Origin of the sequence: Acinetobacter sp. YH12027 (assembly GCF_013420085.1) — a bacterium.
Classification (GTDB): domain Bacteria; phylum Pseudomonadota; class Gammaproteobacteria; order Pseudomonadales; family Moraxellaceae; genus Acinetobacter; species Acinetobacter amyesii.
On record NZ_VOYW01000048.1, the window covers coordinates 1 to 20,184 of the forward strand.

The 20,184-nt window shown below is 38.1% G+C and carries 22 protein-coding genes and 1 pseudogene; 15 read left to right on the forward strand and 8 right to left on the reverse strand.

The window, feature by feature from the left end:
• Window positions 1-139: 139 nt before the first annotated feature.
• The 7 genes from FTT94_RS14280 (at window position 140) to FTT94_RS14310 (ending at window position 8,074) form a co-directional block, all read left to right on the forward strand.
• A complete protein-coding gene (locus tag FTT94_RS14280; RefSeq protein ID WP_257231459.1) occupies window positions 140-865 on the forward strand; it encodes a type I restriction endonuclease subunit R in 726 nt (241 codons plus the stop codon).
• 892 nt (window positions 866-1,757) lie between these two features.
• Window positions 1,758-2,657, forward strand: coding sequence for a YafY family protein (locus tag FTT94_RS14285; protein WP_180022973.1), 900 nt, complete (start codon window positions 1,758-1,760; stop codon window positions 2,655-2,657).
• Between the two features lie 217 nt (window positions 2,658-2,874).
• Window positions 2,875-3,711 carry a GTPase gene (locus FTT94_RS14290; protein ID WP_180170998.1) on the forward strand — a complete coding sequence of 279 codons (837 nt, stop codon included), beginning with the start codon at window positions 2,875-2,877 and terminating at the stop codon, window positions 3,709-3,711.
• 10 nt (window positions 3,712-3,721) lie between these two features.
• On the forward strand, window positions 3,722-4,210 hold the full coding sequence (locus FTT94_RS14295) for a hypothetical protein (RefSeq protein WP_034675520.1): 489 nt from the start codon (window positions 3,722-3,724) through the stop codon (window positions 4,208-4,210).
• 69 nt (window positions 4,211-4,279) lie between these two features.
• Window positions 4,280-6,139: a dynamin family protein gene (locus FTT94_RS14300; RefSeq protein WP_034675522.1), complete on the forward strand. Its 1,860-nt coding sequence runs from the start codon at window positions 4,280-4,282 to the stop codon at window positions 6,137-6,139.
• A gap of 11 nt (window positions 6,140-6,150) precedes the next feature.
• Window positions 6,151-7,806, forward strand: a complete 1,656-nt coding sequence (locus tag FTT94_RS14305; protein ID WP_180170999.1) for a GTPase — start codon at window positions 6,151-6,153, stop codon at window positions 7,804-7,806.
• A gap of 4 nt (window positions 7,807-7,810) precedes the next feature.
• Entirely contained in the window at window positions 7,811-8,074 is a 264-nt protein-coding gene (locus FTT94_RS14310; RefSeq protein ID WP_081402601.1) for a YkgJ family cysteine cluster protein, read from the forward strand.
• A gap of 53 nt (window positions 8,075-8,127) precedes the next feature.
• On the opposite strand, the gene FTT94_RS14315 is transcribed toward FTT94_RS14310, so the two are convergent.
• Window positions 8,128-8,859, reverse strand: a complete 732-nt coding sequence (locus FTT94_RS14315) for a Fic family protein (RefSeq protein ID WP_180171000.1) — start codon at window positions 8,857-8,859, stop codon at window positions 8,128-8,130.
• Between the two features lie 565 nt (window positions 8,860-9,424).
• Here FTT94_RS14315 and FTT94_RS14320 point away from each other — a divergent pair.
• The 3 genes from FTT94_RS14320 to FTT94_RS14330 are packed head-to-tail and all read left to right on the forward strand — an operon-like array spanning window position 9,425 to window position 12,577.
• Window positions 9,425-10,651, forward strand: a complete 1,227-nt coding sequence (locus FTT94_RS14320) for an efflux RND transporter periplasmic adaptor subunit (protein ID WP_180171006.1) — start codon at window positions 9,425-9,427, stop codon at window positions 10,649-10,651.
• Window positions 10,648-11,871 (forward strand): ABC transporter permease, encoded by a 1,224-nt coding sequence (locus FTT94_RS14325; protein WP_180171001.1) that lies wholly within the window; start codon window positions 10,648-10,650, stop codon window positions 11,869-11,871. Before FTT94_RS14320 ends, FTT94_RS14325 begins: the two co-directional genes overlap by 4 nt.
• On the forward strand, window positions 11,864-12,577 hold the full coding sequence (locus tag FTT94_RS14330) for an ABC transporter ATP-binding protein (protein ID WP_168378006.1): 714 nt from the start codon (window positions 11,864-11,866) through the stop codon (window positions 12,575-12,577). Before FTT94_RS14325 ends, FTT94_RS14330 begins: the two co-directional genes overlap by 8 nt.
• 13 nt (window positions 12,578-12,590) lie before the next feature.
• Here the strand turns inward: FTT94_RS14330 and FTT94_RS14335 are convergent, their stop codons facing one another.
• Both FTT94_RS14335 and FTT94_RS14340 read right to left on the reverse strand, forming a co-directional pair.
• The gene (locus tag FTT94_RS14335; protein WP_180171007.1) at window positions 12,591-13,973 is read right to left on the reverse strand and encodes a heavy metal sensor histidine kinase; all 1,383 of its coding nucleotides are present in this window, start codon (window positions 13,971-13,973) and stop codon (window positions 12,591-12,593) included.
• Window positions 13,970-14,641 carry a heavy metal response regulator transcription factor gene (locus FTT94_RS14340; RefSeq protein ID WP_168378005.1) on the reverse strand — a complete coding sequence of 224 codons (672 nt, stop codon included), beginning with the start codon at window positions 14,639-14,641 and terminating at the stop codon, window positions 13,970-13,972. The genes FTT94_RS14335 and FTT94_RS14340 overlap by 4 nt, the downstream gene beginning before the upstream one ends.
• Window positions 14,642-14,747: 106 nt before the next feature.
• Here FTT94_RS14340 and FTT94_RS14345 point away from each other — a divergent pair, with 106 nt between their 5' ends.
• From FTT94_RS14345 to FTT94_RS14355, 3 genes are all read left to right on the forward strand, one after another.
• A complete protein-coding gene (locus tag FTT94_RS14345) occupies window positions 14,748-15,236 on the forward strand; it encodes a heme-binding protein (RefSeq protein WP_257231462.1) in 489 nt (162 codons plus the stop codon).
• Between the two features lie 10 nt (window positions 15,237-15,246).
• Window positions 15,247-15,648 carry a hydroxyisourate hydrolase gene (gene uraH, locus FTT94_RS14350; protein WP_168378003.1) on the forward strand — a complete coding sequence of 134 codons (402 nt, stop codon included), beginning with the start codon at window positions 15,247-15,249 and terminating at the stop codon, window positions 15,646-15,648.
• Between the two features lie 197 nt (window positions 15,649-15,845).
• Window positions 15,846-16,100, forward strand: coding sequence for a TIGR03643 family protein (locus tag FTT94_RS14355; protein ID WP_180022958.1), 255 nt, complete (start codon window positions 15,846-15,848; stop codon window positions 16,098-16,100).
• On the opposite strand, the gene FTT94_RS14360 is transcribed toward FTT94_RS14355, so the two are convergent.
• The gene (locus tag FTT94_RS14360) at window positions 16,097-16,249 is read right to left on the reverse strand and encodes a DUF2256 domain-containing protein (RefSeq protein ID WP_168379796.1); all 153 of its coding nucleotides are present in this window, start codon (window positions 16,247-16,249) and stop codon (window positions 16,097-16,099) included. The two genes, FTT94_RS14355 and FTT94_RS14360, sit on opposite strands and share 4 nt — an antisense overlap.
• A gap of 1 nt (window position 16,250) precedes the next feature.
• The gene (locus FTT94_RS14365; protein WP_180171003.1) at window positions 16,251-17,774 is read right to left on the reverse strand and encodes a cryptochrome/photolyase family protein; all 1,524 of its coding nucleotides are present in this window, start codon (window positions 17,772-17,774) and stop codon (window positions 16,251-16,253) included.
• A 371-nt stretch (window positions 17,775-18,145) separates the two neighbouring features.
• Here FTT94_RS14365 and nudC point away from each other — a divergent pair, with 371 nt between their 5' ends.
• On the forward strand, window positions 18,146-18,919 hold the full coding sequence (gene nudC / locus FTT94_RS14370) for an NAD(+) diphosphatase (protein ID WP_180171004.1): 774 nt from the start codon (window positions 18,146-18,148) through the stop codon (window positions 18,917-18,919).
• A 252-nt stretch (window positions 18,920-19,171) separates the two neighbouring features.
• On the opposite strand, the gene FTT94_RS14375 is transcribed toward nudC, so the two are convergent.
• The 3 genes from FTT94_RS14375 to FTT94_RS14385 all read right to left on the reverse strand — a co-directional run bounded on the left by FTT94_RS14375 (window position 19,172) and on the right by FTT94_RS14385 (window position 19,978).
• Entirely contained in the window at window positions 19,172-19,369 is a 198-nt protein-coding gene (locus FTT94_RS14375) for a hypothetical protein (protein WP_180027292.1), read from the reverse strand.
• A gap of 69 nt (window positions 19,370-19,438) precedes the next feature.
• On the reverse strand, window positions 19,439-19,666 hold the full coding sequence (locus FTT94_RS14380; protein ID WP_180027291.1) for a hypothetical protein: 228 nt from the start codon (window positions 19,664-19,666) through the stop codon (window positions 19,439-19,441).
• 96 nt (window positions 19,667-19,762) lie between these two features.
• Window positions 19,763-19,978: a cold-shock protein gene (locus tag FTT94_RS14385; RefSeq protein WP_067670082.1), complete on the reverse strand. Its 216-nt coding sequence runs from the start codon at window positions 19,976-19,978 to the stop codon at window positions 19,763-19,765.
• A 121-nt stretch (window positions 19,979-20,099) separates the two neighbouring features.
• Here FTT94_RS14385 and FTT94_RS14390 point away from each other — a divergent pair.
• Window positions 20,100-20,184 (forward strand): annotated as a pseudogene (locus FTT94_RS14390) (IS5/IS1182 family transposase); the annotation flags it as partial.

The following is a 20,184-nucleotide window of genomic DNA, read 5'->3' on the forward strand; positions in this document are numbered from 1 at the left end:
GGATAGTCTTTTTCAGATTCAATCAATAATTGAACCGCTCTTTCTCTGATTTCAGGGGTATATTTTAATTTGGTCATCGGAACATTCTCTCAGAATACTGAGTCTCCGACAAACCCGGTACGGTTCAGAATCTACTGAAGTGGAAGATTTCGCTACGAAGTATTTCGATTCAGTCGATGCAGAAAAATTAAGCCCGATGATTGATATCGCCGTGGCACGTTTTGATGCTGAATTAGAACTCACTCCTGAAGATAAAGCTGATTTCAAGATCAAGGCAAAGCAATTCGTGAAAATTTATGGACAGATGGCTTCAATTTTGCCATATGAAGTTCCAGCTTGGGAAAAGTTATATTGGTTCTTAAAGTTCTTGATTCCGAAACTCAAAATTGAAGATCCAGAAGCGGATGCCTTGGATGAGTTGTTAAACTCAGTTGATTTAAACTCATATGGATTACAGCGTAAAAAACTGAATGAGCAAATTGAGTTAGATGCTGAAGAGACAGTTCTAGATCCGACAAATTCGAATCCTCGTGGTGCTCATGGTGGTGAAACTGAAGAAGATCCATTAGATGAAATCATTAAAACGTTTAATGAACGCTGGTTTGGAGGTTGGGCTGCAACGCCTGAAGAGCAAAAAGTAAAATTTGTGAATATCTTAAAACAGATAAAAGAACATGCTGATTTTGAGAGTAAGTATTTGAATAACCCTGATCCGCATACTAAAGATTTGGCTTTTGACAAGATTATGAATGAAGTGATGTTACGTCAAAGAAAGATTGATATGGATATGTATAAGCAATATTCAAAAGATACTGCCTTTAGAATGTCATGGAAATATAGCCTGCAACAGGGTGTTATGCGGTAAAGAGGATTGATATATGTGGAATTGGATACAAGAAGAGTTCTATACGTTTCTGATAGTGCTAGAGCGCTATCCAAAGGTCTAGATACTTCCTTGTGTCTTTTTTCTATTTTGTATCGCTGTTATCACATGGCTTAATGGTCAACTCGGACATTATTTTGAGACAAGAAGCGTGACGCAGATGACGCCTTTTATGGATCAATTCATTGTGAATTTTTACGATAAAATTCGTGGGAAAATAGTGAATCGGTATTTGATATTGGGGACGTTGGTGTTGTTTGCTATTGGATATCTGAAATATCGTAAAAAGATTTATTTCTAGATCAGAGAAATCTAGCCAAAGATTGTAAGCGTACTCTTGAATGTCAAAAAATTTGTTGGGTAAAAGATGGGTCAAAACTGAATAAAAATCTCAATAAGCTTTTGTCTTAATTTGCCATTTAGGGTGAGTTAAACTTTCACCACCTCCTTTATTTAATAACGATTTCAAAAAGAAGAAAATTAAGAAATATAATAAACTTTATGACATCTCCTGTCATTTTCATGCCTTATCTTCATCTTTCAGTTGAATAGTTACTTTAAGCAAATCAAGTTTAAAAGCAATATTGAAAGGAAATTTACATGAAAATATGTCCTTATACATTTACCAATAAGCATAAGATGAAGGCATTAAAGCGTATTTTTAGGGCTTTTCTTTTTGGAAAAATAAATAAATTTGAGTTGAAAAAGTACTATGTAGCCATGTTGCATTTGGAGCGTTATTTAGATCGACTAAACTCTATTTAAAGAAAAATGAAGCTTATTTTTTTGTGAATTGGTGTAACTTTTTGTATTTTTAATGTGTTATATTTCAAATATAAATCAAGTATTACTTTTGAATAATTAGAGATAATCTATGCAACGTGATGATTCTATTCATGAGCGTTTAGCTGACAGATTGGCCAATATTTTAACAAAGTTAAATATGGGGTATCAGTTAAGTATAAAAGAACTCGCCGAAGAGTTTGGGGTAAGTACCCGTACGATTTCGAGAGATTTTGATCGCCTCACTACTTATTTGCCGATACAGCAGGATGTTGAAAATAAAAGATATTATCTGGAGTTAAATTATTTAGGGAAAATTGCTCCGAAGGATATCCGCAATTTTGCACAGCTATCAGGAATTAGTCATTTGTATCCGTCATTGGATATGTCTTTTCTACGTGAACTTTTAGATAGTCGAGCACAACAGATTTATTGTGCTAAAGGTTACTCTTTTGAAGATGTAAGTGAGTTTAAAGAACTCTTTAAAGTTCTTGGAAAAGCAATTCAAGAACAGCGACAAATTGGTTTTGTATATAAAGGGGAGCCTCGATTGGTTCAGCCTTATCGTCTAATCCATCATCATGGTAGTTGGTATTTGGCAGCAGTACGAAAAGACCAATTGCGTACTTACCGTATTTCCCATATTCGGCTGATGGGCTCTCCACATGAATATTCACAATTTATTCCAGATCAGAATATTGAAAAACTTGTAGAAGATGATGACAGCATCTGGTTTGGACAGGATAAACAGGAAATTATTTTATCTATTGATAGTCCGGTTGCATTTTATTTTAAGCAGCGATCGATATTGCCCGAGCAACAAATAGTAAAAGAGTTAAATGATGGCGGGTTGCTGGTTTCTTCTAAAATTAATCATGACATGCAGTTGTTGCCATTAATCCGATTTTGGATTCCGCATGTGGCGATTATTAGTCCAGCGCATTTACAAAATGAGTTAGAAGTGGGATTGAAAGAATATTTAGAACGGTAAGGAATAAAATAATAATGTGGAAGCCTAAACCAATGAACGTGCAATGCCCTCAATGTAAAAAAACAGGGATTTTTGCACCTAAAAGTGATGTGATTATAGGTTTCCCGCGATGTAAAAAATGTGGAACCATCATGCAAGTCGTGGGAGAAGTCACATTATTAAATTGGGTAATCCACCCTAAAAGTTGGTTTAAATAAGTAGCGTATTAGGAGATAAAATGTCAGCTTCATATTTATTAAAAGAAAGCCAAGATTTAAGGAAATATAGTCAAGATTTTCTCAATCAATCTTTGCGAAGTGAAAAATCTGTGATTGTGACTTGGGGGTTGATGAATGCAGGTAAAAGTTCATTATTAAATATGTTGACTCAGCATATTGAGCAAGAATTTTTTAAAACCAATGATTTTCGTGAGACTACAGAAGTCTGTGCTTATGAAGCGGATCAATATATTTACTTAGATACACCAGGATTAGATGCAAATGCAGCAGATAATTTAGAGGCACTAAAGGGTATTAAAAAGGCCGATGTTGTGCTTTTTGTACATCAGCTTCAAGGTGAATTGGAAGCAAATGAGGTTGAATTTTTAAAAGATGTTCGTACATCTTTTGGTCAATATGCAGAGAAAAATATTATTCTGATTTTGAGTAAAGTGGATAAGGAAGATCGATCTAAGGTTGATCAAATTCAAAAAAGAGTATTAGAGCAATGTGAGCAATATTTAGGTTTTCAACCACAGTGCTTTCAAATTTCAAATACACTTTATCAACAAGGAATACAAAAGCATAAAGATGGTTTAGTCCGTCATAGTCATATTGAAGATTTAAAGCAATGCATTAATAGTATCGTCTCGAATACGCAAGTCGTTCGTCAAGAGCGATTAAATCAAGAGAAAGCACTATTGTTAAAAAAATTGACTGAACAAAAAACTAAGATTGAAGCGGAACATCAGGCACAACGATCATTATTAATGGATGGTTTTGTTTCATTTCAAAGAAGTTTAAAAAGTTTAAAACAATTTGTTGAGATAAAAGCTCAACAGTACAAAAATATTTAGGAGAATAATCATGCCATTACCTTGGTTAATTGGAGCAGCAGTGGTTGCTGCAGGGGCTGCGGTAGTTGCGGCATTATCAGAAGATGATAAGCCGTCAAACAACAATAATGATGATGAAGATCGCCGCCGCCGAGCCGCTGAACGTGAACGTCAAGAACGTGAGCGTAATGAAAGAAAAATATCGATTAAACAAGAGTTCGATCACGGTGTCCAACGGATATATCAAGAGATCATTGCCTCATTACCCAATTTGGTGACAGTGCATGGAACGAAGATCAATAATCTAACCTTGTCGAGTAATGGTTCTAATTTTTCACAACTGGAATCGAGTTCGGTAAAAACTGCAAAATATCAGTTTATTAAAGATATTTCTTTGTTTGAGCAAATTTATGGAATAAATGTTAAACCTACGGAACAAATGAAAAGCACGCTGAAACAGATGGATTTACTTCAAGATGAATTGAACCAATTAACATCAGTAATTAAAGCATTATCTTAAATTTTTATGTGTAATTCCTTTTGTTAAGGAATTACACATTTTTTGACCTAAATAAGTTTGGATTATTTTATGGACTCAGCGGTTTTGTCAATTTCTCGCCCAGAACTCTTAAATATTTTTAAAGAGTTGCAACAAAAATTTAATTTTTCCCAAGAACAAGATCAAGTTTTTAAAAGCCACTGTCATCAATTTCAGCAAAATATGGCAGGTTATTTAAAAGCATCAGAGCATAATATTTCTAAAAATAATCCATTATTTCAACAGATTGAAAAATTTAGGAACATTCTTGAAAAAACTAATCAAAATTGGCAAAAGAAAATAACTACACAAGATACAGGGGTGCATTTTCGAGCAGGATTTAATGATTCTTTATTGGTGTTTGTGTATGGCAAAGTAAAGTCGGGTAAAAGCTCTTTGGGCAACTATATGGCTTGGGGGCATACTGATCCAACAGATCAACAAAAAAGAAAAATTAAAAAAGAGTTACAGCCTGTTTATTTTTCGGGTCAAAAAACAGAAGTAAAAGGTGGTGATGTTGCCAAAGAAGCTGAAATAAAAAAAGAATTTCGGGTAGGAGCAACTGAAGCAACTAGTTCGATTCAGGGCTTTAGTCTTGATGGATTAACATGGATTGACTCACCTGGATTGCATTCAATTAATCAAGAAAATGGTGATTTGGCAAAAGATTATGTGGAACATGCCGATTTAATTTTATACACCATGAAATCGGATTCACCTGGACGAGAAAGTGATTTAAATGAAATTTTAAACCTTTATCGTACAGATAAGAAGATTATCTTACTTTTAACTGGAAGTGATGATGTTGCACATGATTGGGATGACGAAAAAGATGAAATGATTTCTACTATCGTTATGAAAGATCGACAACGTCGTTTAGATCAACAAAAATATATTCGTTCAGCATTGGAGGAAATTCCAGAGTTGGCAGGAAAAACGAATAATATTGAAATTTTATCTTTCTCTGCACGTTATGCGCAAGAGCACGAAGGTCAGGTTGATAATTTTGCTGATAGCGGCATGGGACAGTTGTTTGCAACGCTTGGGAAAATTGCGAGAGAAGATGGGGTGAAATTGAAACATCAAACCCCAATATTGAATTTTAAAAACTTTTTGACTGATTTTGTGAATGATTTGGAAAACTATGCGCAACTTATTGTGGATTTCCAGCAGCCAATTGAAAGAATACAAAAAAGTATTCCAATTCAAATTAATGAACAAAAACGTTTGATTCAGCAACAGTTTAGCCAAATGGTGGATGATGAATTTGAAAGATTGACTCAATATCGTGATGATCCGATACAAATGAAGCAGGCAATTAAGAAAATAGCGGATATTTTGGCACAGCAGCAAAATCAAGCCATGATTACGGCGCAACAAACGATTTTACAACAAGTGATGAATGAGTTCGGAAGTCAGTTAATGAGTGTTATAAAGCATAATGCTTTATTGGATTTACCGGAATTTAAAATTGAGCAACGTACGGAACAGGTTGCAGATAGTGTAACTTCTGGGACACGTAGGCGTAATGGTGGATTTGGTGCTTTGGTTGGTACTGCTATTGGTGGGGGGATTGGTCTTTTGGGAGGGCCTGCAGGAGTTGCGGCAGGGATGGGAATTGGTTCTACTGTCGGAGGTTGGTTGGGTAGTAAGACAGGTGATGATGCCAGTGTAAATTATCGTGAGATTACTTTAAATGTTGGAGATAATTTAATACACATTCAAAAGCAGTTTGATGAACGATTACAAAATTCAATTCAAGTACAAATGACTGAATTTCAGAAAACCTTACTGGAAATGGCATTAAATAGTGCTGAGCATTTAGTAACGCAATTAAAAAATGAAATAAATAGTTTTCAAAAGCAATTAAATAGCATGATTTTAGATACCGAAACTAAATTGAATGGATAATGAACACCAAAATGAATATTCAGATTAAGCAATTGTTTGCAACATATGAACAGAGCAAAGTGTTGGTGGCTGAGCATACTTATATGCAACAAAGTTTTGCTACAGTTCAAAATATGTTTGAGGATAAGAGAAATAAACCCGATGCCAATATTATGGTGTATGGGGTTTATAATGCAGGAAAAAGCACGTTGATTAATGCCTTAGTTGGGAAAGAAGTCGCAGCCACGGGCGATATTCCATTAACAGACAAAGTCACGGAATATCCATGTCGAAATTATATGATTTTGGATACCCCAGGAATTGATGCGCCGAAAGAACATGAAAATGTGACGAAAGAGCAACTAGAGAAGGCTGATGCAGTAATTTTTGTGGTGAATCCTTTAGGTGTAGTGGAAGAAGCCAAAACCTTAGCGACTTTAATGGATCTCTTCGAAAATAGAAAAAAGGTTTTTCTGGTATTTAATGAAAAAAATCAGCTTAACGAAACAGATTTTATTCAACTTAAAAACCAAACACGTGCAAGACTACAAGAATTAGCCGATGAACGCCATTTAAAAAATATTTTGAAAGATATTCCAATTATTAAAATCAATGCTCAAATGGCATTGATGGGGAAATTAAAAGATAAAGAAAAATTGGTAGAGATGAGTGGGTATTTTGAATTTGAGAAACAATTAGATAAATTCATTGAAGGAATTTCTCAAGAAGATATTTATACTCGACTAGAAAATAATTTAAATTTATTTTTGACAGAGAATATCAATGGAATTGAAGCGCAATCTAAAGATGAGATTGTGAAGCAATATGATCAGCTTGTTGCTGGTTTATCTAAAGATAAATTAGATACTCGACAAGTTTTGATAAAACGTATTGATGGAAATAAAAAAGAGTTATATGAAAATATAAAATCATGGATTTATAATGATGTGGAAAATATAGAAAATAATATTGAAAACTGGATACTAGATAAATCTAAATTAATTGAAACTGAATTAAATGATTGCTTAACCTCATCTAGCATAAAGATTCAGGATGAGATTGAGCAGTTACAAGCAAATATACCTGCGTTTTGTCTAGATGGATTGCCTAATGATCTTAAGAAGGTGCAAGTTGATCCATTTAGTCAAGAAACTTATGTACATACTGCCTCTGAGAATGATCAAGGGATTAACATTAGTAAAGAACAATTAGGGCAATTTGCAGCATCTATGAGTAAAAATATTAAGACAGAGCATGTCGTTGCTGGGCTTAATTTGGTGAAGCAGTATTTACCTAATTTGATGAAAGGTGTAGGACAAAAAACTATTGAAAAATGGGCTGGGCAAATAGTTGGCAAGGCGGTACCTATTGCAGGGGCAGCAGTGACGATTGGGTTAGCTTTGCATGATATATTCAGTGACGACCCTGAGACAGAACAACTTAAACGCCATCAGGAAATTGAACAAAAGGCAAGAGAACGTAGAGATCAGCAAATTGAAGATTCGGCACTACAAATTTCGGATCAGTTTGCGACTAGTTTAGCCATCGCAATCTATTCAGTTATCGATGATTTTTTTACTCAAATCATTAATGACGTTAAGCAAATCAGTTTAGAGTTCGGAGCGCAAGATCAAGCGAATCGTAAAATTTTAGACCAGCTATTAAATCTTCAACAAGAGTTATCTTGATCAAATGACTAAACAGCAAGAGATAAAGTTTCCTTGTACAGCTTGCGGCAAGTGTTGCCGCAAGGTTAATCTAAGTCTCCAGACGCAATTTTTAGATCGAGGGGATTCAGTATGTCGTTATTTGAATGAGCAAACTAATTTATGTAACATCTATGAAAATAGACCCATTGTTTGTCGCATTGAAGATTACTATAGAACCTATCTATCAGATCAAATTGAATGGATTGATTTTATTAAGATTAATGAGAGTATTTGTAATAAACTATAAGTTTAATATTTATCATTAAATTGCTATCTCAACATTTATGGCGAATATTATTCTTAAATCCCCAATACAACTTGATATGGTTTAAATCCATCAAGCACAGCCTCAGAAACTAATTGGATAAATGCTTCAGTTTTTCCAGAAGCCATCCATTGATCGAGAGCTTTATAATAAGCTAAGCGATTTTCAACCTTAATCACACAAGGTGGATAGCCTGCTTTTAATAGTTCTAGATTCATCAAAAGTCGTGATGTACGCCAATTCCCATCAATAAAAGGATGAATACCTACAAAATCCGCATGTACTTTAGCAGCACGTTCAATAGGATGAAGCTTATGTGCTTCCGATTTATACCAATCAACGAGCTGAGCCATCTTATCATTTAGTAATGTATAGTCGGGTGGAGTAGTCGTAGCACCAGAAATCAATACGTTTTGATGGCGATAACGTCCTGCATTGTCATCATCGATATTCTTTAGAATGAGCTGATGGATATTTCGAATTTGCCATTCAGAAAAAGGTTCTTCTTTTCGAATAATGTCTTCGACATAGTAGATAGCATTTCTATGGTTGATTGCTTCAAAATGCTCTCGTAATGCTTTTCCACCAACGGTAATGCCTTCCAAAACGACTTTAGTCTCTAGCAATGTCAATGTATTGCCTTCGATTGCATTTGAATGATATGTCCAACGAACAATAAGATCTTCTTGTAGATTTTTTACAATTGTAGGGGAAAGAGGGCGATGCTGATCTAATTTTGTTTTTAAAGCATCAATATTTTCAAACATAACCTTATCCCTAGAATTGTACTATTGAATGATACATGAAAAAAAAGAAACATATAAAAGTAATGATATAACATATCATTTTATATTCAATTCACACGTGTTAAAATCAGTACCCAAGTTCAAATCCTAAAAACGGACTTTGAACAAAATTAGTTTTAGTATTCAATGCACTAAATCGAATTTGGGTAAATAATGGGTACACAAAATTTTAAATATAATAAAAGTTTATTTAAATTAATAGTTTAGGTTTTGAGTTCAATTGACGCCATCACAGCTACTTTACTAAATATGGCTATGTATTACGTTATTGATAGCTGGAATGTTAAAGTCTAAAACGTGTTATTATTTTATATAAAATTATGAAATATATAGAAATATAGGTTTATTTCTTGTTTGTTTTTTTAATCAAAATTATGAAAAAACTATAACAGTAAGAGAAAATAATTTAATAAAAATGGTGTGCTTTTTTAATTTGGTGTGTTGTAACTAAATTTTCATATATATTTAACTAGACATTAATTATTCAATTCAAAAACTTTTCTTTAATCTGGCTTGGAGAATGGAATTGCTTGTTACCCGTTATAAGCCTTGGATCATGATCATACTACTGGTTTTGCTCGTCAGTTTTGCTATATATCGCTGGTGGCAAGGACCATTGTTACCTAGTTATGAAGTCGTATCTAGTCCATTGATTCAGACAGTTGTTGCTTCAGGACGGGTAGAAAAAGTATCTCGGACTCAGATTGGTAGTGAAATTACAGGGGTTGTTCTTGAGCGCTTGGTTCAAGAGGGAGATCGGGTCTCTCGAGGGGATATTCTTTTAGTACTGAAATCTGATGAAATTTCAGCGCAAGTGCGGCAGGCAGAAGCTGAATTAAAAGAACTCGAAACCACTAGACGCCCGCAAGCAGAAGTTGATTTAGCGAATGCCAAAGTACAATTAGAACAGGCTCAAAGAGAGGCGTTACGCAGACGAAATACCGAATCAGGAATATTATCAGCAGAGGAAAGGGAGAAATCGATAGAGGCAGAAAGACTCGCCCGTAATAATTTGGAATCAGCTCGATTAAAAGTTGCTTCACTTGCCCCAAATAAAGTTGAAGAGACAAAATTACGCGAACGACTTGCTGCACTACAAGCGCAACTCGCCAAGACCAAAATTCGCGCAGAAGTTTCAGGTATTATTTTAACCCGTAATGTTGAGCCAGGGGATTTGGTACAACCGAGTCAGACTCTCTTCACTATTGCACTGGATGGCGCGACTGAAATACGAGTGCCATTTGATGAGCGAAATTTACCACTGCTGGCTTTACAACAAAAAGCATCAGTGATTACGGATGCCTATCCAGATCAACCTTTTCCTGCCCATATTAATTTTATTGCCCCAAGTATTGATGCTCAACGTGGCACAATAGACGTCCGACTAACAGTTGATCCAGTCCCAGATTTTTTGCGTCAAGACATGACGGTATCGGTAAATGTTGAAACCAACCAGCGCGAGCGAACCATGGTCATTCCAAATGATGCTTTAAGCAGTATAAGTGGCAACAAGGCTATGGTTATTTTAGTAAGAGATAGAAAAATTCAACGTCATCCTATCACACTGGGTTTACGTGGTTTGGTCATGTCGGAAGTTGTAGCTGGATTGAAAGAAGGTGATCACGTCCTTACCGATGCAGAATCAGTGCTTAAAGATGGAACTCGTGTCCGAATAGAGCAAACTAAACGTGTCTTGCAGAATCAAACGGATCCGACAAATAGCAAAAATGAATTACCGGTGAAATTCGATTGAAAAACTTTTTTGGGCGACTTTGGGCAGAGTGGACCATCGCAATCAGTTTTTTGCGAGAGGGTCGCACACAGTCGATTATGATTACCATTGGCGTCGCGGTGGGGGTAGCGGTCATTGTGTTCATTAGCGCCTTAATTCAGGGCTTACAATCGAATATTGTAGAAAGGACTTTAGGGACGCAGGCGCATATTCGTTTGCTTTCACCAGATGAGGTGAATCACATTGTGCCACCAGCAGCAGGAACACTTCAGTTGTTACAAGAAGATCAGCGTGCGCAACGCTTACGCTCTATTAATAATTGGCAGCAGATTACTGAGACTTTAGATCAGTTGCCAGTGTTGACGGCGGTTTCTCCTGTGGTCTCTGGTCCTGCATTTGTACAGCGCGGAGATGCGATTCAATCGGTTGCTTTAGTTGGTATCAATCTTGAACGTTATCAACAGATTATTCCGTTAAAGCAATATATGGTGAGTGGTGAATTACGGGTCAGTGCAGATAATGTATTAATTGGGCGTCAATTGGCCAAAGATTTGGGTGTGCAAGTCGGGAGCAAATTAAGGTTAGATACTGGGCAACAGAAAAATGCGGTGGTGAATATCTCTGGAATATTTGAACTGGGCGTGCGTGAATTGGATGCGCGCTATGTTTATCTGGATTTGAAACAGGCGCAATCTTTACTTAATTTGCCGGGTGGGGTGACCGTGATTGATCTGACGATTCAGGATATTTTTAAGGCGGATCAAATTGCCTCGCAAGTCGGACGCCTGACAGGATTAAAAGCAGAAAGCTGGATTGAAACCAATGCTCAATTAATGAATGCGATTACCGCTCAGAGCCTTTCGACCAACATGATTATTGTTTTTGTGGGGATTTCAGTCGCTTTTGGTATTGCCAGTGTGATGTCGGTGAGTGTGGTGCAACGGACTCGGGAAATCGGTATTTTACGTGCGACTGGGGCGACACAAGCGCAAATTTTAAGAGTTTTCTTATTTCAGGGAGCAATTTTTGGTCTGCTTGGTTCCATGCTTGGTAGTGTAGTCAGCTATGGTTTGATCTGGGGATTTAATCAGTTTGGTCCTGGTTTGTTTTATATTTCGATTTCAATCAAGCTTATCTTGTCGGCATTATTCTTAGCGACTTTGACAGGGGTTTTGGCTGCTGCAATACCATCCCGTCGGGCGGCTGCACTCGATCCTGTGGAGGCAATTCGTCATGTTTGATCCATCTCAGGAAGTACTGCGTTTAGAAGCATTACGAAAGTCCTACAATGTTGGGCAACCTAATGAAGTGGAGGTATTACATGGGATTGATCTGTGTATTCAACGTAATGACTTTGCTGCATTAATTGGTCCTTCTGGTTCAGGCAAAAGTACTTTACTGAATATTCTTGGCTTATTAGATCAGCCTAGTCGTGGTGAGTTGTACTTGTTGGGTCAGGCGACAAGCCGTATGGATGATACGGCTCGGACAGCGTTACGTGGCAATAGTATAGGTTTTGTGTTTCAGTTCCATCATCTTATACAGGCCTTTACTGCCTTAAATAATGTACTCATGCCATTAATGCTGAAGCAAGGCAAGCCAGATCAATTTGCGTTGCAATATGCCCATGAATTATTGACCGCCGTTGGCTTAGATAAGTTCGCTGACCGTAAACCGAATGAGCTTTCTGGGGGGCAGCAGCAGCGTGTGGCGATTGCACGTGCACTGATTACTCAGCCTGCGCTATTGTTGGCCGATGAGCCGACAGGTAATCTGGATACTCAAACTGCTGCGGAAATGTTTGAATTATTTCGTAAAGTACATCGCGAACATGACTGTGCAGTCCTTTTGGTGACTCATGATCCTAGATTGTCGGCAACCTGTGATAGAACCATTAATCTGGTGGATGGGAGAATTCAGAGTGATTCCAAACACGAGATGAAATGAGTGCGAATGTGGGTTACTCTTCTGGGAACAGCAGTTCAAAGCAGATGCCTTCTGCGCTATTGACTGCCTGATACATTCCCTGATGAAGCGTTAAAATGGATGCCACAATCGATAGGCCTAAACCACCCGTTTGATGAGGGCTTTGTCTGCTGGAACTGCACTGATAAAAACGCTCAAAGAGATGAGGCAAATGCTCAGGAGCAACTTCCAAACCACTGGTGATCACAGATAATGTAATCATCTGCATATTATTAATGTTCTTTCTGTGGCTAAGCACATAAATAGTTCGGTAATTGCTGCCGTGAATGAGCGCATTTAATATTAGATTATACAGCGCTTGTTGTAACAGTTCAGGATCTGCCAATAGCTCAGTCGCTTCAAGCCTTAAAACAAAATTGCAGTGTTGTTCTTCAGCTTGATACTCGAAAATACTGAATATATTTTCTATAAATGATTGAAGTTGAATCTTCTGTTTGTTTAAGCAAACTTTGTGTGCATCTGCGCGGGCGAGAAATAACATGCTGTCAATCATTCGTTTTAAACGTTGATAGTCCTCCAAGTTGGAAATCAAGAGTTCCTGATACTGTGCGGGACTACGTTCATTCATGAGTAAAATTTCGGTTTGCCCGATTAAATTATTCAATGGGGTTCTAAATTCATGGGCAATGTCTTCAGAGAAGCGATTCAGTTGGCTATATCCCATTTCAATACGGTCAAGCATGGCGTTGATATCGGATGCTAGTTGTTCAATCTCTTGAGGGGGATGAACCAGATTGAGTCGCTGCTCAAGTTGCTGAATATTAATGGCATGGGTTTGTTCTCGCAGAGTTCTTAATGCGTTCAATCCCAGACGGCTAGCAATGGCACAGAGTATGAAAATGGCTAAGATGCCTGTAAATACATAAATGAAAAGACGTTTTTGAAAAGGCGAGATGATGGATAAACGTTCAGACCACTGTTTGCCTGCAATTAACACATAGGGCTGCTGATTGATTTGAATGGTTTTCCAAGCAATACGGGTGGGGTAAGTATGAGCTGATAAATCTCGGAATTGAATCTGTGGCTGATGGGTAAATTCAGGCAGAGGAATGCCAAGAGGATTGATGTTGATGAGAATCTGATTGCCCTGAATCAATAAAAACAAATTATCCTGATTTCCCAACATGTTTTGATACAGCTTCGGGCGAGCGATAATCTGTTCAATATTACTACTGTCTTGCAGCAAAATTTCCAGTCGCTCAATTCGTTCAACCAAAGCCCGATCTTGCTGAGCAATTAAAATCTGGTTGATACCCAGATAGGTCATAAATGCTACAGCGCACAAGACCATTGCAGCACACCCTGTAACCAAGAGCGTTAATCGGAGTTCTAAAGAGCGAATGGGCTTGAACATTATGCTTCAACCGAAATTTTATAGCCCAAGCCACGGACAGTATGAATTAATTTTATCTCATGCTCCTCGTCAATTTTACTGCGTAAGCGTCGTACCGCGACATCAATAAAATTCGTATCGGTATCAAAATTGATATGCCAAACTTCGGAAGCAATTTGCCTACGCGTAATAATTTCATTTGGGTGCCGCAGCATAAAGTGCAATAAATTAAATTCTTTTTTACTGAGTTCAATTAACTGCTCATGTCGCCAAACTTTATGATGGATTAAGTCCATTTTTAAGTTGCCCATCCATAGCTCGTTTTCCTGAACATACTGTTGCCGTCTCAGTAAGCTTTTAATGCGCGCAAGTAATTCAATATAAGAAAAAGGTTTGGCCAGATAGTCATCGGCACCTAGTTCCAGACCTTTGACCCTATCAATAATCTGGTCTTTGGCAGTGAGAAAAATCACGGGTATATGGGAAAATTGACGCAATACTTTTAAGACTGCCCAGCCATCAATATCGGGTAGCATCACATCTAATATGACCAAGGTATAAGGTTGTATTTTTAGTTTTTCCAAGCCTTCGAGCCCTGAATGAACACATTCAGCGGCATAGCCAGATTCATTTAAGCCCTTCACGAGATATGAGGCGATCTTCACTTCATCTTCGATAATTAGAATACACATTTTGCTCAGACTCATTTTGAAGATGACAACTTTGTAATGTGATTGTCATGCTTCAAATCATTCAGGTTGTATAAGATTTTGTAAAACTTAATTCGGGGCAATCATGATGAACAACCTCAAAGGGTTTGTTTTAACATTAATGCTGATGAGTAGCAGTACTTTTGCACAAACCATTCAATTGAATCAAGTTTATTCACTCGATTCCAACGCTGCACACATCCTTGTTGATGCCGCAGTGGCTGCTTGTCAAAAAATACAGCACAATATTGCTGTGGTCGTGGTTGATCGGGGAGGAAATACCTTGATGGCGAGTAGGCATGAAAATGTCGGCCCCCATAATTTGGGCGCAGCCGAAAAGAAAGCTTATACCGCTTTATCGACCAAAACAGCGATCTTGCTGTTAAGTCAAAATGCTCATGAAAACAGTGATGCAAAAAATTTAACCACTTTATCTAATTTGCTGTTGTTAGGAGGTGGTTTACCAGTGCGTTATGAAAATCAGGTGGTCGGTGCAATTGGGGTTGCGGGTGCAGGAGGCGCCAAAAATGATCAGTATTGTGCTGAGGCAGCCATTCAGTATAGTTTTAATCGTTAAGGATTCCATTATGTTTAAGAAGTTTTTACCACTCTCAACACTGTTATTAACATCAATGACGTTTGCACAAAATAACCCATTAAGTGTGCATGTGTTAAATCTAGAAAATGGCTTACCTTCTGCTGATGTTGAAGTAGTGCTCGAAAAGAGTTCTGGCAATAAATGGGTGCAGCTGAATCAGCAAGTTACAGGGTCGAATGGTCGTATTACAGCACTTTTTCCTGAAAATCAGCCGTTAGCGCAAGGGATTTATAAGGTCACGTTCAAAACTGGTGACTGGTTCAAAAAGAATAATCAGAGCACTTTTTTCCCAGAAGTCCCCGTTATTTTCAAAGTTGATGGCAGTGTCAGTCACTACCACATTCCCTTATTATTAAGCCCTTATGGATACTCGACCTACCGAGGTAATTGATAATCTAAAGGGCTGGTAAAACTAGCCCTTTTAATTGCTTATAATTAGTAAACGTTAGAAAGAATCACAAAAAATTCATGCCCATATTTTTATACTCTTCACCGAATCAGAATAGATTCAAGTTGTACAAGGGATGTGATGAGGCTTAAAGGCCAAAAATTAGCTTTTACTATTATTTGATTAAAAATGAGAATGGCGTGAATCAATTTGCTGAACAAGATTTATCAAGAATTATCGAAATGGCCTGGGAAGATCGAACTCCTTTTGAAGCTATCCAACGTGAGTATGGTTTAAATGAAGCGACTGTGATTCGTTTGATGCGAAAAAACTTGAAAGTATCTAGTTTTAAAATGTGGCGTGAACGGGTTACCGGTCGAAAAACCAAGCATTTGCAGCTGCGATCACCTGATGTAATTCGGGCTTATTGTTCAAGGCAGTATAAACGTTTCTAAGCGCTTGACTTTGTACACCGTCTGGACTCACGTTTACATCGTTCAGAACAGTATCTGACTTCTTCCCAGCAACGTTGCCATTTCTTACGCCAGTTAAATGGGCGTAAGCAGTGAATACAGATTTTTTTAGGAAGATGATGTTTTTTCATTTTATAACTCATCAATCCGACTAAGGAGCTGCTGCGCATGGGTGATAATCTGCTGCCGATCTTGAAGTTTATCGAGTTGTCGATAGATCATGCCCATACGTGGATGAGTACGAAATATCGCTTCATGCCGAATCATAAAAAACCAGTATAGACTGTTAAATGGACAGCTGTCCGGCTCGGTACGGGTTTTGACATTGTAGGTACAGTGCTTGCAGTAATCTGACATTTTATTAATGTAATTGCCCGAAGCGGCGTAGGGTTTGCTGGCCATTAACCCACCATCAGCGTGCATTACCATGCCCAGCGTGTTCGGTAGTTCTACCCATTCATAGGCATCTGCATATACCGCCAGATACCATTCACTGATCTGCTGCGGGTCTACAGCACTTAACAGGGCAAAGTTGCCAGTAATCATCAAACGCTGGATGTGATGCGCATAGGCATTTTGGAAAGTATTGCGAAAACATTCCGCCATACAGTTCATCTGGGTATGACCAGTCCAGTAAAATTGTGGCAGCGGTGACGAATGCTGCAGTGCATTGCGGTTGGCATATTCCGGCATGTATAGCCAGTAAATGCCTCGTACATATTCGCGCCAACCCAGAATCTGCCGGATAAAACCTTCAACTGCATTCAGTGGTACATGACCGGCATGGTAGGCAGCTTCTGCCGCATCACAGACTTCTTTGGGCAATAGTAGGCCACAGTTTAAATAAGGTGAGAGCAGGCTGTGAAACAGCGTGTCTGTACCCTGTGCCATAGCATCCTGATAATCACCAAAATAAGGCAAACTATAGGCAATAAAATGTTCCAGAACACGCTTGGCATTACTGCGTGTGGTGGCCCAACGGAAATTGGCAAGACTTCCAGAATGCTGGCAAAACTCACGTTTAACCAGTGCAAGCACATCTAAATCAATCTGATCTCGTTCAAAATTAAGTTGCGGGGGCAAGGGCGGACTGCCCAACCAAGCCTTGCGATTGGCGCTGTCATAGTTCCACTGTTGCCCTATGGGCTGCTGTCTCTGCATCAAGTAACCAGTCTGCTTGCGCATTTCTCGGTAAAAATATTCCATACGCAGTGTTTGGTAGCGACTGGCAAAGTGGCGGAACTGCTCCAGACTACAGAAAAAACGGTCCTCATTCAGGCACTGTACGGGCAGTTGTAGCCGTGGGCTCCAGTGCTGTTGAATCTGCTGCTGTAGGCGGTATTCTCCACAGTGTGTAATTACCAGTCCTGTTACGGGGAGCAGTTGTTGTTGTGACTGCACAAAATCCAGCAGGCTACGAATAGGACTATCAGATTCAAAAGCATGATACCGTACACGCCAACCATCAGCTTTAAGCGCCTTGGCAAAGTGACGCATCGCACTAAAAATCAGCGCAATTTTCTGCGGATGATGGGCGACATAAGTGGCTTCCTCAACCACTTCGGCCATCAGAATTACATCCTGAGTGCGATCCAGTACTTTGAGCGTAGCTAGCTGATGATGAAGCTGGTCTCCCAGAATTAAACCGAAACGCATACCAATCTCAAAGTTTATAAACACTAGAACAGTGTAAATGTAGGCAGCTCAATTTTTTGTGAAAATACAGATCATCCCAAAGAGACTGTGTCAGATGCGGATCAACCATTGCACAGAAATCATCATCACTTGAGCAAAGCTGTATTTATCTATAAAAATTTCAAACCATTTTACAATACTCGAATTTAATGATTGTTTAATGCATAGTCGGTGTGAAAATTATGTGATTTTAATCAAAAAGATACAAATTATTGTGTTTGTAATTCAGGCAGCTTTCGCCTAGTATCTGGCTAGAAGTTACTCCATGTAAGCTTCCTTAGTTTTGTCCCATACATCCTCTGTGTGGGATTTTTTTTAATCAAGGAATTGTCATGAGCATACATTCAAAAGCGTATATTTTTAGACAGCAACAATTACTGGTGGATGAGCATTTCCAGTTGCCGCATGTAGAACGACTGCAGCATGACCTGAACCTGTTGGAAAATGGCGCGATCATTGCTCGTGACCTGAAAGAAGACGAACCGATACCGGAAGGTTATCAGCTGGTTCCGATCCGGCAACTGGTGCAAGTCTGGAGCATACCGCAGTTTGAACAGGCCAGCCGTGCGGTACAGTTACTGGAATGGCGCCGTAACCACCGCTTTTGCAGTAAATGCGGTCACGCCACCCAGCAGCATACCAGCCAGTATGCCATGGTCTGTCCATCCTGTTGCTATAACCAGTATCCGCGGGTAAATCCTTGTGTGATTACCATCATTACTCGAGGTGCAGATGAAATTTTGCTGGCAAGAAATGCCCGCAATAAAACCCAGATGTACAGCCTGATTGCAGGCTTTGTTGAAGTTGGAGAAACTCTGGAAGAGGCAGTACGCCGCGAAACGCTGGAAGAAGTGGGGCTACAAATCAAAAATATTCAATATCTGGCCAGCCAGCCGTGGCCTTTTCCCAGCCACCTGATGATGGCTTTCAGGGCAGAGTATCACTCGGGTGAGATTCAGATTCAGGAAGATGAACTCAGCGACGCGCAATTTTTCAAGTATGATCAGTTACCCGAAATTCCGTTCAAGGGTAGTATCGCTTATGCCATGATTCAGCACGTGATGCATGAAACGCCTGTTGCAGATGACAGTAAAGAATGGCTTTGAAATTTAAAAAGAGAAATGTTTGAATATTTAGATGATAATTTCAGGCTGAAATAAGAACGGAAATCTAGAAAAGGAACTCTCAGCACTTGCCACGGACTTTGCCCGTTTTCACTCTATAGACTGAAATAAAGAGCTTGGCAATGATGGTGCTGCATAGTTTTTTAGTGTGGTATCATCGGTTCGACCATGTGAATGTGCTGTATTTTACAGACCTCTATAAACAGATGCCGTCCTGAATAGGTTGGGAATAATTTAGATAATCTTGAAAATTTTTCCACTTGAAGAACTTTGGAAAAACATATCAAAGCTAGGTCGAATATCTTCACCATCCACGGTTATATATTTGATATGGGAGTAAGACTGGCTAGCGTCAAAATGGTGATTAACTGTGGCCTGAATAGAATATTTGATTCCGAATTGATCTTTTATATTTAGATTTTGTTTAAGCATTTACATATACCTTTAATAACAGCACGAAAGAGAAACAATTACATGGCTTCATTATTCATAAATTTTTAGTTAAATCACTTTGTGATTTAACTTAAATAATTGATTCATGGAGATATAAAATGTACGACTATCTAAATTTAAATCTACTTCAACGCCAGATTCTAGACGTACTTTTTTACCAACTTCGATCGTTTTAAACCCTTCACGTGTATTTTGCATTTTATTTAAAGGGATTAACGAGACAATAATTTCAGTACCATTTGAAGATTTTGCCACTAATTCATTATTTTTTAACAATGTGTATCCTATTTTTGTGATTTTTTCGAAGAATATGATTAACAACTTTTGAATTAAAAAAGTACAGCGACGTACTTTTTTAATTCATCTAATTACTTAGACCGCAGTAATATTAACTGCGTTTGGTCCTTTTTGACCTTGAGCGATGCTGAATTCAACTTGTTGACCTTCAAATAAGGTTTTAAAACCTGAACTGGCAATTTCACTGAAGTGAGCAAAAACGTCTGGGCCAGATTCTTGTTGAATAAAACCAAAACCTTTAGTTTCATTGAACCACTTAACCGTACCTTTAACAATATTTGAGTTTGACATAATAAATCCTACTGATTTTTTAATAATTTTAGCCATTTTATTGACTGCTGATAACTTGGAAAATAATAATGAATGAGACTAGATCTCTTGCGAAAGTAAAAACCACCTCAATCTAAGTTTCATGAGATATCAGAACTTAAACCGTTTTTCAGATTCTGAATTTAAACGCTTGGTTGGCGTACCTCGACCAGTTTTTACCGAAATGG